Origin of the sequence: Microbacterium stercoris (assembly GCF_017592545.1) — a bacterium.
GTDB lineage: Bacteria > Actinomycetota > Actinomycetes > Actinomycetales > Microbacteriaceae > Microbacterium > Microbacterium stercoris.
The window spans coordinates 24437-42311 of the sequence record NZ_JAGFOA010000005.1 but is presented as its reverse complement, the minus strand read 5'-3'; the positions used below and the strand labels follow the sequence as shown (position 1 = coordinate 42311).

The window sequence follows — 17875 nt, the reverse complement described above, 5'->3', positions numbered from 1 at the left end:
CCATGGGTCACCGAACGGCCACGACCAGCACCACGCGCCGGCTTCTCGCGATCACTGCCGTCGCATGCACGGCAGCCGCCACGGCGATCACCGCCGGACCCGCCTCGGCATCGACCGAAGCGCCCGTCGAGATCCCCGCCGCGGCCCCACCGGCGGCATTCCTCGACGAGCCGGCGCTGCCTGGTGCCGACGGCTGGACGTTCTCCGAGGCGTTCTCCCGCACATCCGGCACAGCCCGATACGACGACGGCGCGCTGCTGTGGACCGACTGGCTCTTCGACGACACGGGCGACGGGTCGCTCACCTACGCCGACGAGGCGGCCCATGCGAACGGCTCGGATGTGTTCCGCGCCGGCGTGGGAGCGAAGGGCCGGTCGTCCTCCTGGCGCGTGGACTTCACCACGCTCGCCGACGCCGATCTTCCGATCGCGGTGTGGGCGCTCGACACCGATGCCGATCCGGAGACGGGCACGTCGAGGTGGCCGGGCGACGCCGGTGTGACCTCGCCCGGCTCCGAGGCCTTCCTGATCGTGTCGTCCCGAGGCGTACGGCTGGAGACGGCCGCGGGCCAGCAGCGTGATCTCACGAGACTCGGGGCCACTCTGACCGTCGACGAGGAGGCGAAGTCCTTCGTCGCCGAGATCCCGCGATCGCTCCTTCGCATCAACGGCGTCTGGAACGTTCGCCTGGCCACCGGAGTCGCGGACGAGAGCGGCTTCGGATTCGCCGCCGCACCGCAGCGATCCGACATGCGTGTGTACAACGCGGCTTTCCGCACAGACATGCAGGAGGGCGAGCGGCTTCCGGGAACCGCCATGGCGACGAGCTGGAACAACGGCGCTCAGAGCCGGGCGCTCGCAGACGGCGACCTGACGCCCTTCGCGCTCCCGCTCGACTGGCGCCGCATCGCCCGGGGCGAGGTCGAGGACGAGCCGCTCAGAACGGGGTTCTCTACGAGATGGTTTGTGTCATCGGTGGATCTGGGGCCGGGGGTTCATCCCGAGGTCCGGCAGCCGCTCGGCCAGCCTCCCACGGCGGATCCGCGCGTATACGGGCGGGTGCAGCCCTACCTCGTCTATGTTCCGTCGACCTACGATCCGTCGCATCCCGCTCCCGTGTCGATCCTGCTTCATGGGGGCGGCGGCAACCATAACGGCTTCCGTGGCGCGCAGGAGGACGAGCTGTTCGGACCGGTGTGCGAGGACCGCGGCTCGGTCTGCGTCTCACCGCTCGGGCGAGGCGATGGCACGTGGTACATCAACGAAGCCGAACTCGATGTCTGGGAGGTGTGGAACCGCGCGGCACAGACCTACGCGCTCGACGGGACGCAAACCGTCGTCGCGGGCCACTCGATGGGCGGCGTCGGAGCGACGCGATTCGCCACCAACTACCCGGCGGCGTTCGCCGGTGTGGGGATCGTCTCCGGGGCGGGCTACCGGACAGCCGGCGGTGCGCGGGACGACGCCCAGGATCCGCTCCGGGTCGAGAACCTCGCCAACATGGCGGTGTACATGGATGCGGGCACCGAGGACATCGCGGAGGGAAACACGCGGTCCTGGGGCGCGGCATTCGAGGCGGCGGCGGTGCCCCACCGCGTGCATTACTACGAGGGCGCGACGCACGGCCACTTCCAGTGGCTGGGATGGCGCGAGTTCGCCGAGCACATCGACGGCGCAGAGATCGAGCGCACCCCGTCGCGCATCGCATACCGGTGGGATCCGGCCGAGCAGCGCGATTCTCTCGGACTGACGATGGACAACGCCTACTGGGTGAGCGAACTCACGCCGCGTGACGCGGACGACCGGTGGAGCCGGATCGAGGCGCGTTCCGGCGCACTGGACACCGTGCTCGACGAGCCGGTCGTCACCTCGGAGACCCGGACGTACGGCGACTACGAGACCGAGGTGCGTCAGCTCGTCCGGCAGCCGGTCGGCACGAGGGAGCCGGCCCAGGAGCTCGATCTCGCGCTCGTCAACGTCGGCACCGCCACCGTGGACCTCGACGAGGCCGGGCTCACGGGCGCGGTCACCGTGCGCGTCACGACCGATGGCGAGTCCGAACTCCGTCTCCGCCGGGGCGACACGGAGCGGATCGAACGCGTGGAAGCGGGCGCGCACGTCCTGACCGTGCAGCTCCCGTGAGCTGATGCCGGCGTTCCCGGGTGCGGTGGGTCAGCTCACCGCACCCGGAACGTCGAGGCCGGCACGAACGGCATCGCGGAAGGCCCTGTCACTGATCCCGACACGTGGCGCGCAGCCACGCATCCGCTTCCTCGGGCGCGCTCGTGTACGGAGCGACGATGTCCGGGATCAGCGCTTCGTCGTACAACCGCCCCGTCCGATCGAGGTACCACCCGGTGGTCACGATGAGGAGCGATCCATCCGGGAGCGTGAGTGTCTCGTTCGACGTCGTGAAGCCACCTGTCGGCTTTCCTACGCGAGTGGTGTCCGCCTGTCCCTGGAACGCTGTCGCGACGAACTCACCTGCGCTCAGCGTGCTGGAGCTGGTGAGGACGGCAACCGGACCATCGACCGTGAACCCGGCCTCGATCGTCTCGTACAGCGGATTGTCGACAGCTCCATCATCACTGCGCAACCACGTCTCCGCACCGGCCTTGGTCCTGATCCCCACGATGTCCCCATCGTCGAGAAGGGGCCCCACCGCGGCGAGCATCGCATAGGCGTTGCCCCCTCTGTTGGCGCGCAGATCCAGGATCCATCCACAGGAGGTGTTCGGAACCGCCGCTCGGATGCTTTCGATCGTCGGCTCGGCATATTCCTCGATGGACGCTTGCTCCGTCCCCAGGAATGCGGGAAGAGCGATCGTCGTCACGCCTTGACTGGACGTGACCGTGGGCTTCGCGAAACGTGCGCCCGGCGCGTACTGGGCGCGGCTGGTGTCAGCGATGGGAGCCGGCACGAACGACGAATGCTCTCCCCCGGCCCCGGACGCAAGCTGTGACATCAGCCCGTATAGCTCTTCATAAGACTCCGCGGCCTCAAACCGGTCGAGGGCCGCAGCGCGCTGAGACTCCCACTGGGGCCCCTGCGCGTGTATGCCCTTGTCCAGTTCGGCAATGGCGAGAGCGCCGTACTCCATACGGCGAACGCGGTGCGGAACACCCGGACATCGCGGCCAGGCTCGCCGCCGCGATAACGGCGGCCAAAGCTCGCAGCCTCACGATCCGTCCCACTCCCCAATCCTGCCCCAGCCGCCGATGTCGGCCGCCAGCGATAGCATCGCGAAGATGAGCATCACGTTCGATCCCGAAGCAGACGCGGCCTACATCGTGATCGGCACCGGCCCTGGCAAGGGCGAGGCCGTGCGCCAGGTCTCGGGCATTGCGACGCCGACCGGCGGGGAGATCATCCTCGACGTGGATGCGGAAGGCCGGCTGCTGGGCATTGAGGTGCTCGGTGCGACGGCCGCGTTTCGACCCGAGGTGCTCGAGGGCGCTCCGTTGCCGGGCGTCTGAGTGCCTCGAACCCCACGCATGAGGGTTGGCTAGAGCGGAGGCCCTTCGCAACGCAAAGGCAGAAGGCCCGGATCCTTGATTTCTCACGGATCCGGGCCTTCTTCTTGTTGCGGGGACAGGATTTGAACCTGCGACCTCTGGGTTATGAGCCCAGCGAGCTACCGAGCTGCTCCACCCCGCGGCACAAGAGAAAACATTACCCGACGGATCCGGTCCTGGCCAATCGAGGCCCGTTTCGGCGATTCCCGGGCGTGTCACCTCCCGTTCACCTGATCCCCCGCACATGCCAAAGGCCCGGTCCGAGTGGATCGGACCGGGCCTTCGGCGTTCACCGCGTCAGCGGATCACTCGGTGAGCTCGAGCAGTCGCTCGACCGCCGCTGTGAGATCCTTATCGGCCTGGGCGTAGGCGACCTGGTCGTCGGCCGCCAGGGCCGCGGCCTTCGCCTCCAGGGCGTCCTGCACGGCCGCCTTGGCCGACGCGATGTCATCGCTCTCGGCGGGCGGTGTCACGGTGCCCTCGTCCGGGTCAGCCGGCTGCTCGGGATCCGTGGGCTCCTCCGGATCCGTCGGCGTGACATCCTCGTCTCCCGTGGGAGCGCCGGAGTCGCCGCCGAACAGGGTGTCGAGGGCGTCGGCGAGCGTGTCCTCGAAGGCGAGCTGGTCGCCGAAGGCCACAAGCACCTTGCGCAGCAGCGGGTACTGAGTGCCTCCGGTCGACTTCACGAACACCGGCTGCACATACAGGAGGCCACCGCCGACGGGCAGCGTCAGCAGGTTGCCGAGCAGCACGTCCGAGTTGCCACCCTTGAGCAGGGTCATCTGCGAGGCGATCTCGGCATCCGAGTCGAACGCGTTCTGCACCTGACCGGGGCCGGGCACGGTCGTGTCCGCCGAGATCTCGAGCATCCGCAGCTTGCCATAGTCGGCCCGCTTCTTGCCCTCCTCGTTGCCCGCGTCGGAGTCGACCGAGAGGTAGCCCGTGAGGACGTCGCGCTTTCCACCCTCCGGGATGAACGTCGTGAACATCGAGAAGGTGGGATCCTCCTGGCCCGGCATACGCATCGACAGGTAGTACGGCGGCTGCAGCACGGCGTCGTCGGACGGGTCGTTCGGCGTGGTCCAGGCGTTGTCGCGCTGGTAGAACTGGCCCGCGGTGTCGACGTGGTACACGCCGAGCATGGCGCGCTGCACCTTGAACAGATCGGTCGGGTAGCGCACGTGGCTCATCAGCTCGCCCGACATCTTGCTGATCGGCTCGACCGTCGACGGGTAGACCTTCTGCCAGGTCTCCAGCACCGGATCCTCTTCATCCCACGCGTACAGCGTGACCTTGCCGTCGTACGCGTCGACGGTGGCCTTGACCGAGTTGCGGATGTAGTTGATGTTGTCGATGCGCAGGCTCGGCAGGTTCGTGGTGGCGTCGCTGATCGCCTCCGACAGGCTCACGCCCGACGAGTACGGGTAGCTGGAGCTGGTCGTGTAGGCGTCGACGATCCACACGATGCGTCCGTTCACGACGCTCGGGTACGGGTCGCTGTCGATCGTCAGGTACGGCGCGACCTTCTGAACGCGCGTCTTCGGGTCGCGGTCGTAGAGGATCTGCGACTCCTCGTTCACGTTGTCGGAGAAGAGGATCTGCTCCGACTGGAACTTCATCGCGTAGAGCAGCTTGTTGAAGAACGAGCCGATGTTCGGACCGCCGTCGCCCTCGAACGTGGTGCGGGTCTCGCCGCTGCCGTCGGTGCCGCGCGGGTAGTCGAGCTCGACCGGATCGGTGCCCTCCGGGCCGCCGACGATCGAGTACGGCGGCGACTTCTCGCCGAAGTACACCCGCGGTTCGTACTCGAGCGCGGACAGGAAGCCCGACGACGGGATCGAGCCCTCGATGAACACCGGCTCACCCTCGGCGGTGCGCTCGTTGCCCTTGGCGGCGACGAGGCCGTAGCCGTGCGTGTAGACCATCGTGGTGTTCTGCCAGGTCTGCGCGTCCTCGTCGAGCTCGTTCAGATCGAGCTCGCGGATCGCCGTGACGGTGTCCTGGGTCTGACCGTCGATCTCATAGCGGTCGACATCGAGCCGGTCGCCGAAGCTGTAGTACGGACGGTACTGCTGCAGCTGCTGGACGGTCGGGCTGATGATGGCGGGGTCCATCAGGCGCAGCGAGGCGGTGGTGTCGGCGTCGCTGCGCAGCTGGCCGGCCTCCGCCTCCGTCTCGGCGCTGAAGTCGGTCTTCTCGATGCCGTCGAGGCCATAGGCGGCGCGGGTGCCGTCGACGTTGCGCTGGAAGTACTCCATCTCGACCGTGCGCTCGTTGGGGCGCACCTGGAAGTTCTGGATGGCCCAGGGGTACCCGACGCCCACCACGAGCCACGTCACCATCAGCAGCGCCGTCGCGATCAGCGGGTAGCGCCAGCGGCCGATGAACGCCGTGATGAAGAAGAGCACGGCCACCAGAACCGCCACCACGGCGAGGATCGTCTGACCGGGGATCACCGCGTTGACCTCGGTGAAGGCCGGTCCGGTGATGCGCTCGCCCTCGGAGACGAGGGTGTCGAAGCGGTCGAGCCAGAGGCTGCCGGCCTGGATCAGCAGGTACACGCCGGCCAGGACCGCGAGCTGGATGCGCGCGGGCTTTGAGATGCGCAGCTCGCCGCCGCCGATCCGGACGGATCCGTACAGGTAGGTGACGAGAGCCGTCATCAGCAGCGAGATGAGCACAACGGCCGAGGCGAAGCCCGCGAGCGCCTGGTAGAACGGCATCGCGAACATGTAGAAGCCGACGTCGAGACCGAACTCGGGGTCGACCTCGCCGGCCGCGCCGCCGTTGAGCCAGAGCGCGGTGGTCTCCCACTGGGCGGACGCGGCGAAACCGGCGAAGAAGCCGAAGAACACCGGGATGCCCCACATCGCCAGGCGGCGAAGCGGCTCGACGACCTCCTGGTAGCGGTCGAGCTGGGAGCTCAGACGCGCGTACACGGGGCGCAGGCGGTAGGCGAGGAAGATGGCCAGCCAGACGGGCGCCGCCATGCCGACGAAGCCGATCAGGAACATCACGCTGCGGGCGAGCCACTGCGTCGTCAGGACGTTCTCGAAGCCGAGCTGGTTGAACCAGAGGAATTCGGCGTACAGGTTCGAGAACGCGAAGAAGGCGATGACGAGCGCCGCGATCACGGCGAGCGAGATCGTGACGATGCGTCGGAACGGGGACGGCGCGGCGGCCCTGGGCGCGGAGGTCGAGGTCACCCTTGTGAGCCTACCCAGTGAGGCCTATGCCTCAGCCGCGAGACCTGCCTTGTTCGCGGCGGGCGTCACTCCGCCGGATCCGGATCCGGTGCTCAGGACGAGGCACAGGTCGGCAGGTCCGCCGTGTCTCCACTGGTGATCGCTTCGAGGGCCGCCAGCGCGTCATCCAGCGTCTCGACCGCGAACACGTGCAGACCCGAGGGCTCGTGCCCGGCTACCTCATTGCAGTTGGAGGCCGGAGCGAGGAACCACTCGGCGCCGGCGTCGCGCGCCCCGTAGAGCTTCTGACGGATGCCGCCGATCGGTCCGACGGTGCCGTCCGCGGTGATCGTGCCGGTTCCCGCGACGTTCTCGCCGCCGTTGAGAGCTCCCGGGGTGAGCACGTCGATGATCCCGAGTGCGAACATCATGCCCGCGCTGGGGCCGCCGACGTTGTCGAGCTGGATGGTCACATCGAAGGGGAAGTCGAACGTGGTGGTCAACGTGATGCCGATGAGCCAGGCGGTCTCACCGTCGGCCTGCGCCTCGACGGGCGTGACCTCGACGGTCTGCTTCGTGCCGTCGCGCTCGAGGTCGATCGACACCGGTGCGCCGTCACCCTGCTGGATGATCTCTCTCAGCTGAGACGCATCATCGATCCCCTCGCCGTCGGCGGAGAGGATCCGGTCGCCCTCCTCGATGATCCCGGCGGCCGGCGCGTCGTCGCTCGCGACGCCTGCGACGACCACCTGCGCCCCGACGTCGTGCCCCAGCTCGGTCAGCGCCGCAGCGGTCGCCTCGGACTGCGAATCGACCATCAGCGTGGAGTTCTGCTCCTCGCGCTGCTCGGTGGTCTGCCCCTGAGGGAACACCACGTCGATCGGCACCACGGCGCGCGACGGGTCGAGCCATGCGGCGGCGATCTCGAACCAGGACGGCGTCCGCTCGCGGTTTCCGACAATCTGCACGGTGGTGAGATCCAGGGTTCCGTCGGTGTCGTCGAACGTCTCGGCGCCCTTGATCGCGATGAGCGGCAGCTCCTCGCCGTCGGCGTTCTCGGCCGTGCCGATGGTGTCGTAGACGGGTCCGGGGCGCTGGATGACGTACGCCGTGGGAAGGAACGTCAGTGCGACGAGCACCAGAAGCGCCGCGACGATCGACCACATGCCGATGAGCAGCCGGCGCTCCTCGGGGCGCGACCGGCGTCGACGCGCCGAAGCGCTCGGCGCGTCCTGGAACAGCGTCACGTGATCTCCCTCTGGACCGGGCGGACTCGTCGTTCGCGGGCGGCGTAAGACCGCTCGAGGTGCGGCCGGGACGGGCCGAGACGGGTGAGACTAGCGTAGATCCCAACCGTGTGACCGGCTGAAAGGCGGCTGACGTGGCAGATGACGATCGCTCCCCCGAGGACGAGTTCCAGGAGCTGATGCGCCAGCTCTTCGGCGCCACGGGAAGCCAGTTCGACCCCGCGCAGTTCGCGCGGATGGATCCGGAGCAGCTCGCCCGGCTCACCGGGGTTCCGATGGATCCGGCGACCCTGTCGCAGGTGATGCAGAACCTCCAGAGCGCTTTCCGGAACGCCCCGGCGAACGGCATCGACTGGGATGTCACGCGGCGCCAGGCGCTGCACATCGCGAACCAGGACGGGCTCAGCGTGACGGCCGGTCAGCGTGCCGACCTCGATCAGGCGTTCCACCTGGCCGACCTCTGGCTGTCGGAGGCCACCGCGATCGCCGACCTCGCAGAGGCTCCCCGCGCGATCACCCGCGGCGAGTGGGTGGAGAAGACGCTGCCGGTCTGGCAGGAGCTCGCGGAGCCCGTCGCCACCAGCGTGGCCGACGCGCTCACGTCCGCCCTCAGCCAGCAGGTGCCGGAGGAGATGCAGGGCCTCGTCGCGAACGCCGGGCAGATGATGCGAGGCCTGGGCGGCTCGCTCTTCGCCACCCAGCTCGGCCAGGTCGTGGGCCGGCTGGCGCTCGAGGTGGTCTCCGGCGGCGACGTGGGCATCCCGCTCCTGCCCGCAGGCGAGGCCGCGATCCTTCCGCAGAACTTCGCCGACCTCGGCCGCGGGCTGGAGATCCCCGACGACCAGCTGGCGCTCTACGTCGCCGCGCGCGAGCTGGCGCACGCCCGCCTGTTCCGTCACGCGAAGTGGCTGCGACTGCACGTGCTCTCGCAGGTGACCGAGTATGCCCGCGGTGTGCACATCGACACCGAGCGTCTCGAGGAGATGGCGTCGCGGGTCGATCCGTCCGACCTCGACGAACTGCGCCAGGCGCTCGAGTCGGGCGCGCTGCTTCCGCAGCAGACCGAGGCGCAGGAGCTCGCCCTCGCCCGTCTCGAGAACATGCTCGCTCTCATCGAGGGCTGGGTCGACGTGGTCACATCGGACGCGACCGCGCGCATCCCCCAGCTCGACCGCATCGCGGAGGCGATCCGCCGCCGACGCGCGGTGGGCGGCCCGGCCGAGGACGCGCTCAGCGCGCTCGTCGGCCTGAAGCTGCGCCCGCGCCGTCTGCGCGAGGCCGCGGCGATGTGGCGTGCGTTGACGGATGCGGTCGGCGTCGAGGCGCGCGACGCCCTGTGGGACTCCCCCGACTTCGTGCCCGAGGCCGAGGACATCGACGATCCCTCGCGCCTGATCGCGCGGCTCGAAGCCACCGCCCGCGGCGAGGCGCCGCAGCGCGACGAGATGGACGATGCGCTCGAGCGTCTGCTCGCCGAGGGGCTGAACGACGAGGGGCTGAACGACGACCCGGACGCCCAGGGCGAAGCGCCGGAGGACGACGGCCCCGAGGGTCCGAAGCCCGTCTGAGGCTCGTCCACAGGGCCGGAGCACGGGGCCGCGCGCGCCGGTCCTGTGGAGAGCCTGCCGCGGCCGCCACGGATCTCGCACGATGGGTTCCATGGCCCGTCTCCGTCTCGACCCCGCACATCCGCCGCTGTGGCGCGATGACCGCACGCTGCAGTTCGGCGCGCACGCCGTCGCGACCCTGCACGATCCCCCGCTGTGGCAGCAGCGTGCGCTGTCGGCGCTCGCCGGTGGCATCGACGCCGACGCTCTGCGCCGTATGGTGACGGCGCTCCGGGTGGAACCCGCCGACTACGACGCCTTCATCGGGCGCCTCGCACCCGCCTTCGCGTCAGAGGCTCCCACCTGGACCGTTCAGCTGCGCGCGGCCGACGGCGTGGACGCGGCAACGTGCGCCGACCTCTCCGAGGCACTCGGGGCGCTCGGGGTGAGCGCGCGGTCGCCCGCGCCCGACGAACCCTGGCGAGGTGACGCAGTCATCCTCATCGCCCACCACCACGTGCCGCCGCATCTGCCCGCACGGGCGATGTCCGACGACCTGCCGCACGTCCCGGTGGTGTTCGATACCGCGTCCGTGACCGTCGGGCCACTGGTCGAGCCGGGGAGCACCGCGTGTCTTTCCTGCCTCGCGCAGCGCGAGCGCGACCGAGATGACGCGTGGCCGGTGATCGCTGCGCAACTGGTCTCCCGGACTCCGGCCCCCGTGCCGCGGGTGCGCGCCATGGAGGCCGGCACGCTCGTGGCACGGCTGCTGCAGCAGCGGCTCGCCGGGCGGGATCCTCGCGCAACCCGCCCCGCACGCGGCGTCAGCGCGACGCTGTCGGTGCGTTCCGCAGCGGACGCCCGCCGCTCGTGGCGCTCGCACCGTCCGCACGCCGATTGCCTGTGCGGGGCGGCGGCGGCGCCGACTCGAGATGCGGGCCGATCTCCGCGAGGAACCGCGACGGCTCTCGCTCCCCCCGTACCGCTGCCGACTGTCGCGCCCACGAGATCGCCAGCGTTCGCGCGGCGCGCGTGACGCCGACGTAGGCGAGGCGGCGCTCCTCGTCGATGCCCTCATCGGTCTGCGCATACGAGATCGGCAGCAGACCCTCCGAGAAGCCGAGCAGGTGCACGTGAGGCCACTCGAGGCCCTTCGCCGCGTGCAGCGTCGAGAGCGTCACCGTGCGCATGGCCAGCTCGTGCTGATCCTTCGCGCGAGCCATGAGGTCATCCGCGAACGAGCGCAGCGTCGCTCCCGCGGGTGCCTCCTGGGCAAGACGCAGGATCGAGGCGCGAGCCTCCCAGGCGTCGCGCAGCGCCCCGCCTGCCGCGGGTGGCTCGTCATGGTGGCCGATGCCGCGAAGGGCGGTGCGCACGTCCTCGACGAAGTCGTCGCCCTTGGGCGCGACCGCCGCCGCGCGGATCGCGAGCACCGCCTGGCGCACCTCGGGCATGTCGAAGAAGCGCGCGCCACCCAACACGGTCGTGGGGATCCCCCGTTCGGCGAGAGCCTGCTGGATCTGGGCCGACTGCGCGTGCGATCGGTAGAGCACGGCGATCTCGTCGGGGCGTGCGCCGGCCTCCAGCTGGGCCGCGATCGCGGCGGCTGCCCCGGCCGCCTCCGAGGCCTCGTCGGCATACGCCGTGACGATCGGCGTCCGCGCGTGCTCAGATGCGGGCCGAACGGCCTGGAGGGTGAGCGCGCCCGGACGTCCGCGCATCAGCGCGTTCGCGACCTCCAGGACGGAGGCCTCGGAGCGGTAGTTCCGCTCGAGGCGCACCACGGTGGCATCCGGATACTTCGTGCCGAACTCCAGCAGGTACCGCGAGTCCGCTCCCGTGAACGAGTAGATCGTCTGACTCGCGTCACCCACCACGCACAGGTCGCGGCGGTCTCCGAGCCACAGTTCGAGCAGCCGGTTCTGCAGCGGCGAGACGTCCTGGAACTCGTCGACCGTGAAGTGGCGATACTGCTCGCGCACGGCGACGGCGACGCGGGGCTCGGCCTCGAGCATGCCCGCGCAGGCGAGCAGGACGTCCTCGAAGTCGAGCTGGCGGCGCTCGTCCTTGAGCTTCTCGTAGTGCGTCATCAGGTCGACGAGCTTGTCGGTGCGCAGCGCGCCGACCGAGCGACCGAGCGCTCCGTACTTCTCGATGCTGCGCATCGTGACCTTGCGCCATTCGATCTGCGAGGCGACGTCGCGCAGGGTCGCGCGGTCGGCGCGCAGCTTCAGCCCATCCGCGGCATGGGCGAGGAGCTTCACCTTGTTGTCGACGATGCGCGGCGCTTCATCGCCCGCCACCTGAGGCCAGAAGTAGTTCAGCTGCGCCAGCGCCGCCGCGTGGAAGGTCTTGGCCGAGACGCCCTCGACGCCCAGCTCGCGCAGTCGGCCACGCAGTTCGCCTGCCGCCTTCGCGGTGAAGGTGACGGCGAGCACCCGCTGCGGCGAATAGGCGCCGGTGTCCACCCCGTGGGCGATGCGGTGCGTGATGACGCGGGTCTTTCCGGCACCCGCGCCGGCGAGCACAACGACCGGGCCGCGCAGGCGCGAAGCAGCCTCGCGCTGGTGCTCGTCGAGCCCGTCGAGCGCGCTCACTCGTCGTGCCATTCCCGGATCAGCCGGTACGCGATGCTCGCGCGCCCGGGCAGCCCGAACTCGCCGCGGCCCGCCAGTGCCTCCGCGATCTCGTCGCGGGTGAACCACTTGAGCGAGATGATCTCGGTGCCGTCGGGACGAGCCTCGTCCGGATCGACCGCCGTCGCCTCGAAGCCCAGCATGAGCGAGTGCGGGAACGGCCACGGCTGGGAGCGCACGTAGCGCACGTCCGTGACACGCACCCCCGCCTCCTCGAAGAGCTCCCGATGGATCGCCGTCTCGAGCGACTCCCCCGCTTCCACGAACCCCGCGAAGCACGAATGCATGCGGCCGCGCCAGTTCACGTTCGCACCGAGAAGGATGCGCTCGCGCGCCGGATCCGTGATCGCCACGATGACGGCGGGGTCGTTGCGGGGAAAGTGCTCGCGACCGCAGTCCTCGCACCGGCGCGACCAGCCGGCCTGACGCAGCACGGCGCGTCCTCCGCACAGCGGGCAGTGGCCGAAGTCGGTGAGCCAGCGGCCCAGGCTGATCGCGACCATCAGGGTGTCGGCCGCATGCTCATCGAGCGCCGCCCCGATCTCCCGTGGGCCCGCCCAGCCGTGCGCATCCAGCGGTGCCGGAGTGGCCGGGTCGAACGCGGCCACCACCACGGCGGCACCATCGGCCGCTCGACCGAGAAAGCCCCATTCGGCGCCGGCGGGGACGTCGGCCGGTGCGAACGACTGCAAGCGGGGCTCGTCGCCCGCCGCGTGCGCGGCGAGGGCGCCGTGCACCACCATCACGCGCGTGCCGGGGTCGGAGAGCACGGCATCGAGCAGCCCCGGCTCGTCGCGCTCGGCGGCCGAGCGGTCGACCGCCGCCGGAGCCACCGCATCGGGGCGGGCTGCCGGCAGGGCGGCATCGGAACGGCCGGCCTCGTCTCGTTCGACTCGCTCAGTGCGGCGCATCGTGGCTCCTCGCGTGGCTCTCTGCGAGGCGCGGCATGGGCTCTCGCGGGCGTGGCGCGGGCGCTTCGCCCGGCCCTGCGACCTACCCTGGGGGGCATGGCACGCTCTCCTCTCACTCTAGCCGCGGCCGTCTCGGCGGCCGTCCCGGACGTCGAGGTGACAGGAGCACGCCCGCTCAGCGCAGGCGGCGGCGGACGTTTCGACGCCGCCGTGGCGACACTGCGCGATGGACGCGAGCTGGTGGTCCGCGTGGCCGGTGAGGAGAGCGTCGATCAGGAGATCGCGGCAGAGGTCATCGCCCTGCGTGCGCTGACTCCGGGTGTGCGAGCCATGCTGCCCTTCGCCGCGCCCGAGTACGTCGGAGCGACGGCCCTCCCCCGGGGACGCGCCGTGGTGACGACCTTCGTCTCCGGATACCTGATCGATGCCGAGCAGCTTCCGCCGGGCGAGGGCGCCGCCACCTCGGTAGGGCGCGCGCTCGCGGCTCTCCACGCACTACCGCCGTCTGTGGTGCGCTCCGCGGGGCTGCGGGAGCGCACCGCCGAGCAGACCCGTGCCGATGTACGGCGCGTCGTCGAGGCCGCCTCGCACAGCGGACGCCTGCCTGTGCGGCTGACGGTGCGCTGGCGGGAGGCTCTCGAGGACGACCGCCTCTGGGCCTTCGAGCCGTCGGTATGCCTCGGCGGCACGCAGGCTGCGTCGTTCCTGTACGTCGACGGACAGCGTGGGGCGCCCGAGGTCTCCGGAGTGCTCGACTGGCACGGGCTGTCGATCGACGACCCCGCGGTCGACCTGCGCTGGGTCGCGTCGGCGCCGGATGCGGCGAAGGACATCTTCCGCGCGTACGGCGACGCCGCCCATCGCGCGCCGGACGCCGCCGTACGCGTGCGCGCTCGTCTGCACGCCGAGCTCGAGTTCGCGCGCTGGCTGGTCCACGGCCTCGAGACGCACAACGCGGCGGTCGTCGATGACGCGTCCGGACTGCTGGAGTCGCTTGCGGAGGGCGTGCGAGACGACGATCTGCTCGGCGACCTCGATGACGGCCGCACCGATATCGACGAGGCGATGACGGCTCTGGCCGGAGTGCCGCAGGCCCCCGCGCAGTCGGTCGACACGTCGATGCACACGGATGCGTTCGACGCCGACGATCTGTCGCTCGCTCCGGATGCCTCGTGGAGCGCTGAGAAGCGGGCTCGTGCGGCCGCCGCCGCAGAGGAGACCCAGCCTCTCGACCCGTCGGAGTTCGTGGGACTCGCCTCCCCGGGCGGCAAGGGCGGCGCACCGGATCACACCGCCACCGACGCGATTCCCGTGATCGCGGCCGGCGAAACGGATGACGAGAAGACTCAGGCCGACGAAGCGGCGCGCGCCGCGTTCCAGCGCTGGACCAGCTCCTCTTCGGAGTAGATCCGGTCGTCCCGGATGACCAGGTCATCCGCCACGTAGTACAGCGCCACATCGATGTCCTCGACGGGCACACCGTGCCGACGGTGGTACGCGATCCGGTAGAGCGCGAGCTGCAGCAGCCGCTGCTCTCTCTCAGCCGCGGTGCGCGGAGCCTTGCCCGTCTTCCAGTCGACGATCTCGATCCGACCGTCTCGCTCGTACACGGCGTCGAGCTTGCAGATGACGATGTGCGCGGGAGCACCGTCGGCTGCGGGCATCGTGAAGTCGATCTCGGTCTCGACCTCGATCGGCTGGAGCGTCGCCCATTCGCTGCGCAGGAAGATCTCGCGCAGCCCCTCCAGGGTCGCCTCGTCTTCGGCTGAGACCTCGGTCTCCGGAGCGAGATCGGCCTCACCCCACAGCTCCTCGTCGCTTTCCCAGAGCGCGTCATCCGTCGAGCTCCCGGGACCGGAGATCCCTGATCGCTGCTCAACCCACTGGTGGAAGAGCGTGCCGATGCGGGTCTGCGTGTACGGGCGCTCGGGCAGCGGACGGTCGATCTGGGAGACGGTGCCGGCGAAGTCGGCGACGTAGTCCTTGAACCGCGATGCAGGGATGCGCGTGGGCGCCGCGAGCGCCTGCCCGCGTCCGCGCTCCTCGCGCTCGGCGAGAAGGCGCGCCGCCTGCAGGGTCGGCGCGGCAGGCGGCGTGCGCGACACCAGGGCGGCTGCGTCGGCCACGCGGCCGCGGCGATGCCCGAGGGGGTCGAGCGGCCATTCGCGCGTGAGTGCCGTTCCCTCGTAGGGGTTCACGTCCTTGTCGACTTCCCCGATCTCGTCGAGGCCGAGCTCGGCGATCGCGTCGAGAAGATACGGGCTCGGCTTTCGCGGCGACTTCTGGCCCGCCCAGTGCGCGCCGGTCAGCAGAAGGTCGGAGCGCGCCCGGGTGATGGCGACGTAGGCGAGTCGTCGCTCCTCCTCCTGCTGGTAGTCGCGGTAGGCGTCTTTGAAACGGACGAGCGCGCCGCCATCCGGGTATGCCTTCGTCTTCCCTGCCGCGAGGGAATCGAGAGCCGCCTTGTGCTGCTTGGCGGGATCCGGTCCGGCATCGGCCATCGCCCCTGCCGGATCCCACACGAACCGCGGGAGCGCTGACGCGTCGCCACGCAGGGAGAAGGGCGCGACGCCGAAGCCGAACCAGCCCGACGTGTCGCTCACGCGGCTGGGCAGCTCGTCGTCGACCAGGCGCACGACGGCGACTGCGTCCCATTCGAGGCCCTTCGACCCGTGGATCGTCAGAAGCTGCACGACCCCCGGCTCAGGCGGCTCGGTGCGGGGCATCAGCTCGTCGGTCGACTCCGCTTTGTCGAGCCAGGCCAGCAGGCTGCCGATCGTTCCGCGCTCGTCGGCCGAGAGGAACCCCCTCACCTCGTCGACGAACGCGCGCAGCTGCGTCGAGGCGACCCGGGCGGGACCCCGTGTCTCGTTGGCGGCGAGCTCGATGTCGAGGCGCAGCTCCAGCTCGATCAGGCGGATGAGCTCGGGGATCGGCTGCGCGACCGCGCGGCGCAGGCGTTCGAGCAGTTCGCCGGCCCGGCGCAGGCGATGGCGTCCCTCCGGGCTGATGCCTGCGAGAAGACGGTAGTCATCGCGCGTTGTGCGGATGAAGTCGACCGCGTCGACGATCGACACCGCCTCGTCCACCCCGGCCGAACTGCGCAGTCGCGCCTTGAGCTCGTCCGCGAGCGGCGTCAGACCGCCGTCGCGGCGGGCGAGCTCGGTCGCCAGGTCGTAGAGCGCCGCCATGTCGGCCACGCCCACGCCGAAGCGGGGCCCCACGAGCAGACGGATGAGCGCCGACCCGGCCGTCGGATCGTGCAGCACGCGCAGCATCGACACCACATCGGTGACCTCAGGGGTGGACAGCAAGCCGCCCAGACCCAGGATGCGATGCGGGATGCCGCGCGCTCCGAGTGCCGTCGCGAAGGTCTGCATGTGCTTCTTCGAACGAAAGAGGATCGCGCCGGTGTGCGGCCGGCTGCCCTGATGCGCGGAGCGCACGGTCTCGAACCACTCCGCCACCGATGCGGCCTCGTCATCGACCGTCAGCTCGAAGCGCGACGACACCCTCCCCTCGTCGGCCCCCGGACGCGGTTCGAGCTCGGGCACCCGGAACGATCCGCGCCCTTGGAGGGGCCGCAGCACCCGGTTGGCGGTCGCGAGGATGCGAGCGTCGTTGCGCCAGCTCGTCATGAGGCTGAAGTGTGATGCGGGGGTCTCTCGTGCGAACGCGCGGTCGAACGCGTAGAGGTTGTCGGCGCTGGCACCGCGCCAGCCGTAGATCGACTGATGGGGGTCGCCGACGGCCATCGCCGCGCTGTCGCCGAACAGCTCGGCGAGGAACTGCGTCTGAATGACCGACGTGTCCTGATACTCGTCGAGCAGGACGACCCGGTACTGCTCGCGGAGGTCGGCCCGCACCTGCGGCGCGTGCTCCACGATGTCGAACGCCCCGTTCACCTGGTCGGCGAAGTCGAGCACGCCGCGGCGCTGCTTCTCGGCGATGTACTCACGCACGAGCTGCACGAGGATCGGCATGGCGAGAAGGTTGGCCGCGGCCTTGTCCACGGCCTCCTTCTCGCGGTAGGGCGCGAACTGCGCCGCCTGCTCGACGGCCACGCGCTCGAGCTCGGTGAGGTCGATGCGATGGTCCAGCACCTCCGCGGCGAGGCTCTGCACTGCGTCGACGACACCGTTCAGGGCGCGCTCGACCTCTTCCAGCCCGGGAATCTGCGCTCGCAGGACGACATGCCGCGCGATCAGCCACGACGCCGACTGGCTGAGCATCGCGGCATCGGGGTCGCGCCCGATACGCGCGGCGTGCTCGCGCACGATCGCATCGGCGAAGGCGTTGTAGGTGGCGACGCGGGGCCGGATCATCAGGTCGTCCACGGTGCGAGGCGATGCGGGATCCCATCCCGTCGCGCGCGCGGCCGCAAGCGCGTCGAGCACCTCGCGGCGCACGGTCTCGCGCTGGGCGGGCGTCGCCGCCGCATCGATCCGCGCCAGCGCCCCCTCGGCCACCAGGGCATGAAGGTGCGGCAGCAGGCCTCGGCGGCCGTACTCGTCGATGAGGGCGAGGCGCGCGCCGATCCGCTCGGCGAGCTCGCCCGCGGCCTTGCGGGTGAAGGTGAGGCCCAGGATCTCGTCGCGCCGCACGTGCTCGTTCGCGACGAGCCAGACCACCCGTCCCGCCATGGTCTCGGTCTTCCCGCTGCCCGCTCCGGCGACGACCAGCGCCGGGCTCGGCGGTGCCTCGATCACCCGCTGCTGCTCCGGAGTGGGGGTCGGCAGACCGAGCGCTGCCGCGATATCGGTGGCGCTGATCCCGTGTCCTCCCGGCCAGGCGGGCGCGGTGGAGATGTCGTCGATCTGAAGTGTCATCGCTGC

At 70.2% G+C, this 17875-nt stretch carries 10 protein-coding genes and 1 tRNA gene; 4 read left to right on the top strand and 7 right to left on the bottom strand.

All coding sequences use genetic code 11. From position 1 onward, the window contains the following. The first annotated feature begins 2 nt into the window (after positions 1-2). On the top strand, positions 3-2141 hold the full coding sequence (locus tag J5V96_RS12550; RefSeq protein ID WP_208500025.1) for an alpha/beta hydrolase-fold protein: 2139 nt from the start codon (positions 3-5) through the stop codon (positions 2139-2141). A gap of 88 nt (positions 2142-2229) precedes the next feature. On the opposite strand, the gene J5V96_RS12545 is transcribed toward J5V96_RS12550, so the two are convergent. After that, positions 2230-3099 (bottom strand): S41 family peptidase, encoded by an 870-nt coding sequence (locus J5V96_RS12545; protein WP_208500024.1) that lies wholly within the window; start codon positions 3097-3099, stop codon positions 2230-2232. Between the two features lie 148 nt (positions 3100-3247). Here J5V96_RS12545 and J5V96_RS12540 point away from each other — a divergent pair, with 148 nt between their 5' ends. Next, positions 3248-3475, top strand: a complete 228-nt coding sequence (locus J5V96_RS12540) for a DUF2283 domain-containing protein (protein WP_208500023.1) — start codon at positions 3248-3250, stop codon at positions 3473-3475. A 107-nt stretch (positions 3476-3582) separates the two neighbouring features. Here J5V96_RS12540 and J5V96_RS12535 read toward each other — a convergent pair. From J5V96_RS12535 to J5V96_RS12525, 3 genes are all read right to left on the bottom strand, one after another. Beyond that, positions 3583-3656, bottom strand: a tRNA-Met gene (locus J5V96_RS12535). A 163-nt stretch (positions 3657-3819) separates the two neighbouring features. After that, the gene (locus J5V96_RS12530; protein ID WP_208500022.1) at positions 3820-6720 is read right to left on the bottom strand and encodes a UPF0182 family membrane protein; all 2901 of its coding nucleotides are present in this window, start codon (positions 6718-6720) and stop codon (positions 3820-3822) included. A 92-nt stretch (positions 6721-6812) separates the two neighbouring features. Further along, positions 6813-7946, bottom strand: coding sequence for a YlbL family protein (locus J5V96_RS12525; protein ID WP_307793284.1), 1134 nt, complete (start codon positions 7944-7946; stop codon positions 6813-6815). Between the two features lie 134 nt (positions 7947-8080). Here J5V96_RS12525 and J5V96_RS12520 point away from each other — a divergent pair, with 134 nt between their 5' ends. After that, positions 8081-9514, top strand: coding sequence for a zinc-dependent metalloprotease (locus tag J5V96_RS12520; RefSeq protein WP_208500021.1), 1434 nt, complete (start codon positions 8081-8083; stop codon positions 9512-9514). An 803-nt stretch (positions 9515-10317) separates the two neighbouring features. Here the strand turns inward: J5V96_RS12520 and J5V96_RS12515 are convergent. Together J5V96_RS12515 and nudC are read right to left on the bottom strand one after the other, a co-directional pair. Next, the gene (locus tag J5V96_RS12515) at positions 10318-12102 is read right to left on the bottom strand and encodes an ATP-dependent helicase (RefSeq protein WP_208500020.1); all 1785 of its coding nucleotides are present in this window, start codon (positions 12100-12102) and stop codon (positions 10318-10320) included. Further along, positions 12087-13040: an NAD(+) diphosphatase gene (gene nudC, locus J5V96_RS12510; protein ID WP_208500019.1), complete on the bottom strand. Its 954-nt coding sequence runs from the start codon at positions 13038-13040 to the stop codon at positions 12087-12089. The genes J5V96_RS12515 and nudC overlap by 16 nt, the downstream gene beginning before the upstream one ends. 96 nt (positions 13041-13136) lie before the next feature. On the opposite strand from nudC, the gene J5V96_RS12505 reads away from it, so the two are divergent. Next, positions 13137-14447 carry a phosphotransferase gene (locus tag J5V96_RS12505; protein ID WP_208500018.1) on the top strand — a complete coding sequence of 437 codons (1311 nt, stop codon included), beginning with the start codon at positions 13137-13139 and terminating at the stop codon, positions 14445-14447. Here the strand turns inward: J5V96_RS12505 and J5V96_RS12500 are convergent. Beyond that, complete coding sequence (locus J5V96_RS12500; protein ID WP_208500017.1) at positions 14387-17869, bottom strand: ATP-dependent helicase; 3483 nt, start codon at positions 17867-17869, stop codon at positions 14387-14389. The genes J5V96_RS12505 and J5V96_RS12500 overlap by 61 nt on opposite strands. Positions 17870-17875 lie beyond the last annotated feature (6 nt).

What these genes read in the sequence shown, in the direction of transcription:
- J5V96_RS12550 (WP_208500025.1), top strand. Translation starts at nt 3, where the DNA reads ATGGGTCACCGAACGGCCACGACCAGCACCACGCGCCGGCTTCTCGCG.
- J5V96_RS12545 (WP_208500024.1), bottom strand. Translation starts at nt 3,099, where the DNA reads ATGGAGTACGGCGCTCTCGCCATTGCCGAACTGGACAAGGGCATACAC.
- J5V96_RS12540 (WP_208500023.1), top strand. Translation starts at nt 3,248, where the DNA reads ATGAGCATCACGTTCGATCCCGAAGCAGACGCGGCCTACATCGTGATC.
- J5V96_RS12515 (WP_208500020.1), bottom strand. Translation starts at nt 12,102, where the DNA reads ATGGCACGACGAGTGAGCGCGCTCGACGGGCTCGACGAGCACCAGCGC.
- nudC (WP_208500019.1), bottom strand. Translation starts at nt 13,040, where the DNA reads ATGCGCCGCACTGAGCGAGTCGAACGAGACGAGGCCGGCCGTTCCGAT.
- J5V96_RS12505 (WP_208500018.1), top strand. Translation starts at nt 13,137, where the DNA reads ATGGCACGCTCTCCTCTCACTCTAGCCGCGGCCGTCTCGGCGGCCGTC.
- J5V96_RS12500 (WP_208500017.1), bottom strand. Translation starts at nt 17,869, where the DNA reads ATGACACTTCAGATCGACGACATCTCCACCGCGCCCGCCTGGCCGGGA.